Source organism: Minwuia thermotolerans (assembly GCF_002924445.1).
In the GTDB taxonomy this organism is placed as follows: Bacteria; Pseudomonadota; Alphaproteobacteria; order Minwuiales; family Minwuiaceae; genus Minwuia; species Minwuia thermotolerans.
Genome location: NZ_PIGG01000060.1, coordinates 1 through 5,030, shown reverse-complemented (window position 1 = coordinate 5,030; position 5,030 = coordinate 1). Strand labels below are relative to the sequence as shown.

Here is a 5,030-nt window from a genome sequence, read left to right as displayed (position 1 = left end):
CAAGCCGCCCAGGTCGACGCGGTTCAGGAAAGGCCAGTCCGGCAATCCGCGTGGCCGGCCGAAGAAGCCGAAGCCGAAACCCATCCAGCTTTCGGACGCGCCGGCGGATGCCTTCCTGCAGGAGGAGGCCTATCGCCTGCTGAAGTTCCGGGAGAATGGCAAGGAGGTGGAACTCCCGGCATTACAGGCTGTCGTCCGCGCCATGATCATGTCCGCACTCAAGGGCAACCGTCTCACCCAGCGCTACGCCATCGAGTATCTGGAGCGGAAGGAGGAGCGTCACTTCCGCGCCCGTCTCGAGCGGTTTGCCCGACTGGAGAAGCTGAAGGTGCAGGGGGAAGCGCAGATCGCCGAACATCGCCGGCAGGGTATGCCGCCACCCGACCTCCTGCCGCACCCCGACGACATCGTGCTCAACCACCAGACAACGGAGGTCTGGATCAACGGGCCGGAGTTTCCCGAAGAGGTCGCGGTCTTTGAGCACGTGGCGGAATTGCGGAACCTGGCTTTGATGCAGTCAGCCCTTTGGGACAAGACGAGCGAGGCTAGGAAGAACCCGCCGAAAGGCGAGGGAATCTGCGCAGCGCTCTTTTTCGCGACCCTCACAGACACAGTTCTCCCGCGCCGGTTCCGCTGGCGTGACGGGGAGGCTGTTGGGCTGATGATGGACTATGCCGGCATGACACGACGCGACCTGGAACGACGCTATGCCATCGAAAACGACCGTCTGATGCGAGCGAAGCCAGAGGTGTCCCTGGTCTCGCTAGCGATGCAGACGGAGATCGACCGTTTGAGCGCAGAGTTCTTCGATCGTCTCCGGCGGGCGGGAGCAGAAGGCGGAGGCTAGCGGCGGCGCCGGCCCGCTGATGCATTTTTAGTCCGGCGTTGACACCCGGTGGGCCGCCACACCAGACTGTTCGCGCCGGCCCGGCTCACGCCGGTCGGGCTACGTCCTCCCTTCGTCAGCCGGGCCGGGGCGTCTCATCCTGATTGACGCTCCCATCTCATCTTGATTGTCGCGCCGCACAAGGCGGGTCGCCGTGAGTATGTTCAGGTCCTGCGCCTTTTGGAGACCTTCGGCATCGATGACCTCCACGCCGCCGTGAAGAAGGCCCTGGAATTGGGGGCGGTCGGCTTCGACGCGGTCAAGCATCTCGTGCTCTGCCATGTCGAGAAGCGACCGCCCAGGCTTGACCTCGACGTCTACCCCTACCTGCCGCGCGCGAATGTCGAGACGACCTCGGCCGCCAGCTATATGGCCCTGACGTCGGAGGCGGCGGAATGAGTGACGCCCCGAAGATCCTGCTCGCGGATCATCTGAAGACGCTGAAGCTGCCGACCTTCCTGCGGGAATATGACAAGCTCGCCCGACAGTGCGCCGCCGAAGGCCAGGACCATGTCCGGTTCCTGGCCCGTCTGGTCGAGTTGGAACTGATCGACCGCGAGCGGCGGATGATCGAGCGGAGCGAGAATGTCATTGCGCTTGGGCCCAGCGGCGCGGGCAAGACCCATGTCGCCCTCGCTCTCGGCCTGGCCGCCTGCCAACAGGGCATGTCGGTCCGCTTCACCACGGCCGCCGCGCTGGTCAACGACCTGATGCAAGCCCGCGACGAACGACGGCTGCTCCGCCTGCAAAAGCAGATGGCCGGCGTCAAGCTGCTGATCATCGATGAGTTGGGCTTCGTGCCCTTGTCCAGGACCGGCGCCGAGTTGCTGTTCGAAATGATCTCCCAGCGGTATGAGCGAGGCTCTACGCTGTTCACCAGCAACCTGCCATTCGATGAATGGACCGAGACCTTCGGCACCGAGCGTCTGACCGGTGCGCTGCTCGACCGGCTGACACACCACGTCACCATCCTCAAGATGAACGGCGAGAGCTACAGGCTTGCCCAAAGCCGCGCCCGCAAGGCCGCCAGAAGCCCATAAAAAAGAACCCGCACGCGCGCAAGAGACACCCGCTCGGGCTACGCCCTCCCGCGGGTCTCTTGCGCTCGCCAAAAGTGACCGACTTTTACGCCGCCCAGTGGTCGGATTTTACGCCGCGGTTGACAATCTTCTGGACGCGTTCGCGGACGGTCAGCCGTCCGCCGGCGTGCTGGCGGGCCACCTTGTCGGGGCCGCCCATGCCGCCGGTCATCTCCTCGCGGAGATGGAGTTCGTCGAGTTCCGGCGTCCAGTCCTTCGGCGCCGGCTTGTTGTCGGGGTTCGTCGTGTCAGGCATGTCCACCACGCAGCAGGTTTCCAGGAAGGGGACCGTTGGGGTCCACGGCGTCGGCATTGTCCTGCCGGATTACGGTGCCGTTGACAATCACCGCGTCGATGCCGTCGGCTTCCGAGATCAGCCGGTCTGCGCCGGCCGGAAAATCCCAGACACGCTGGACGGGTCCGCAGCCGACGGTCTCGGGATCGAAGATCACGATGTCCGCGGGCCGGCCCTCGGCCAGTGTGCCCCGGTCGGTGATGCCGAAGACCTCCGCCGGTCGGCTGGTCAGCATCCGCACGGCCTCCTCGATGGAGAAGACCTTCTTCTCCCGCACCCAGCGGCCGAGCAGATGCGTCGGCAGGCAGGCGTCGCAGAGCTGGCTGGCGTGCGCCCCGGCGTCGGAGAGGCCGATCACCGTGTTGCCGTCCTTCAACAGCGGCTCCACTTCGTCCTCGAAATGGTTCGCCACCGGCATGCGGAAGCGCGCCTCCAGATCGGTCGACAGGGAGATGTCGAGCATGAAATCCGTCGGATGCTTGCCGGCCTGGGCGGCGGCATCCGCCAGGGTCATCTCCGCCAGTTCGGGATGGCCCGGGACGTCGGCGATGATGGTCATGTCGAAGCTGCGCTGGAAGCCGGGACGGATATTGCCCGACAGCTTGTGGCGGAACGCGTCGCGGAAGTCCGCGTCGGCGTAGAGGCGCTTCTTCTCCTCGAAGCTGGCGCCGCGCACCGGCTTGAAGACCGAGACGGGCTCGAAGATGAAGGGCGCCTTCATCTGGATCTCGAACATCAGCGCCCGCGGCGTGACCTGGGGCACGATGTCGAGGCCCTGGTTCTTCAGCTCCCGGGTGCGCTCGAGATGCTCTTCCGCGGTGCCGTCGGCGAGTTGCGTACCCGCCAGCATGGCGGTCCAGGTCACGGGGCGGCCCGTCTGGCGCGCAATCCGCTCGAATTCCGGGATGAACAGCTCGCGGCCGATGGTGGCCTGCAGGATGCCCTTGTCCTTCTCGCCCAGCACGCCGGCCAGCGTCTCGATCTCCTGCATGGAGGCGAGGCGGCTCGGCACGGGCCGTCCGGCGTAGCCCGTATGGGTCACGGCCTTGGAGGTGGCGAAGCCGATGGCGCCGGCGTCCATCGCCTCCTCGACGAGGCGTTTCATTTCAGCCAGCTCGTCGGCGTTGGCCTCGCGCTCCGTCGCTTCCTCGCCCATGACGTAGAGCCGGAGCGGCGTGTGGCCGCAGAAGACGCTGATGTTGATCGCGGTGCCCAGCTTCTCCAGCGCGTCGAGATACTCCGGGAAGCTCTCGAAGCCCCAGTCGCCCAGGCCGCTCGTCAGTGCGGCCACACTCATGCCCTCGACGTTCTCCAGCGTGCGCATGATCAGGTCGCGGTGCTCGCGCCGCGTCGGCGCAACAGCGAAGCCGCAATTGCCCATCACGGCCGTGGTGACGCCGTGCCAGGGCGAGATCGACAGCATCCGGTCCCAGACGACCTGCGCGTCGTAATGGGTGTGGATGTCGACGAAGCCCGGCGCGACGACATGGCCCTTCGCGTCGATGGTGCGCTCGGCGTCCCCGTCCACCTTGCCCATGGCGACGATCCGGCCGTCCTTGACGCCGATATCGCCCTTCCAGCCCTTCGCGCCGGTGCCGTCGACGATGGTTCCGTTGGTGATCTTGAGATCGAGCATCTTCCGCCTCCTACTGGATCGGCAGGTCGTAGAGTTCCCGCACATTGTCGCGCAGGATGCGTTGCTTTTCGTGATCGGACAGATTGACGGTCTGCTCTGCCAGGATCTCCTGCGACCAGGGCCAGGTGGCGTCCGAATGGGGGAAATCGTTGGCCCACATCAGGCGGTCCACGTTCAGCAGATCCTTCATCTGGAAGGCCGACCAGTCGTCCTGAAACGTCAGGTAGATGTGCTCCAGGAAATACTCGGACGGCAGGCGCTGCAGCTCGTCGCACTTCATCCAGTAACGGTGGCGCTTGTAGGCGTGGTCGGCGCGGTACATCCAGTGGGGCGCCCAGCCGGCGTCGGCCTCGACGCAGACGATCTTCAGGTCCGGATGCCGGTCGAAGACGCCGCCGAAGATGAAGGTGCCCAGGATGTCCTGATTGCCGCGGATGATCGACTGGAAGGAGTTGATCCGCGGCCCCCGCGTGCGGCCGGCGGCGGCGTTGCTCGACGTCAGGATGTGGAACGACAGCGGCATCTTCAGGTCGACCGCGGCTTCGTAGAATGGATCGTAGATGGGGTCGTCATAGTCGGCGACCGCCGGCTCGCCCGGCATCATGATGCCGCGGAAGCCGCGCGCCTTCAGGTCCATCAGGTCGGCGATACCTTCGTCTACCGTGCGCATCGCGATCTGGGGCATGCCGAACAGCCGGCCGGGGGCGAAGTCGCAATACTCCTGCAGCCAGATGTTGTAGGCGTCGAAGCAGGCCTTCTTGTAGTCGAAGTCTGGATGATTGCAGAGCATCATGCCGACCGAAGGATAGATGATTTCGCCAAAGATTCCGTCGCGATCCTGGTCGGCCAGCCGCGCCTTGGGATCGTAGCCGCCCGGATGCAGGTCGCCGTAGTTCTGGGTGTTGAAGTTGAGATCCTTCGGATCCCGCCCCGCGGCGGCCACGAGCCCCATCGGGATCGGCTTGTCGAAGCCGGGAATGACGAAGACCTCGCCGAACTTCGGGTCCTTGACGATATGCGGCGCCTTCTCACGCCAGGCCTTGTCGATGCGCGCGGAATAGCAGTCCGGCGGCTCGGTGATGTGAGAATCGGCGGAAATCGGCGTGATGCTCATGGCGCAGTCCTCCCCTTGGA

At 65.1% G+C, this 5,030-nt stretch carries 4 protein-coding genes and 2 pseudogenes; 3 read left to right on the top strand and 3 right to left on the bottom strand.

All coding sequences use genetic code 11. The annotated features are described in order from the left end of the window. From CWC60_RS23720 to istB, 3 genes and pseudogenes are all read left to right on the top strand, one after another. The coding region (locus CWC60_RS23720; RefSeq protein WP_109795080.1) for a DUF5681 domain-containing protein at positions 1-847 on the top strand (847 nt) is incomplete at its 5' end. 177 nt (positions 848-1,024) lie between these two features. Beyond that, positions 1,025-1,285, top strand: a pseudogene (locus tag CWC60_RS16790) (IS21 family transposase); the annotation flags it as partial. Next, entirely contained in the window at positions 1,282-1,926 is a 645-nt protein-coding gene (gene istB / locus CWC60_RS16785) for an IS21-like element helper ATPase IstB (RefSeq protein WP_109795079.1), read from the top strand. The pseudogene CWC60_RS16790 and the gene istB, both read left to right, overlap by 4 nt. A gap of 112 nt (positions 1,927-2,038) precedes the next feature. Here istB and CWC60_RS16780 read toward each other — a convergent pair. The 3 genes and pseudogenes from CWC60_RS16780 to CWC60_RS16770 form a co-directional block, all read right to left on the bottom strand. After that, positions 2,039-2,221, bottom strand: a pseudogene (locus CWC60_RS16780) (methylmalonyl-CoA carboxyltransferase); the annotation flags it as partial. Beyond that, entirely contained in the window at positions 2,214-3,896 is a 1,683-nt protein-coding gene (locus CWC60_RS16775; protein WP_164516278.1) for an N-acyl-D-amino-acid deacylase family protein, read from the bottom strand. The pseudogene CWC60_RS16780 and the gene CWC60_RS16775, both read right to left, overlap by 8 nt. A gap of 10 nt (positions 3,897-3,906) precedes the next feature. Further along, complete coding sequence (locus CWC60_RS16770) at positions 3,907-5,010, bottom strand: amidohydrolase family protein (RefSeq protein WP_109792016.1); 1,104 nt, start codon at positions 5,008-5,010, stop codon at positions 3,907-3,909. Positions 5,011-5,030: the final 20 nt, after the last annotated feature.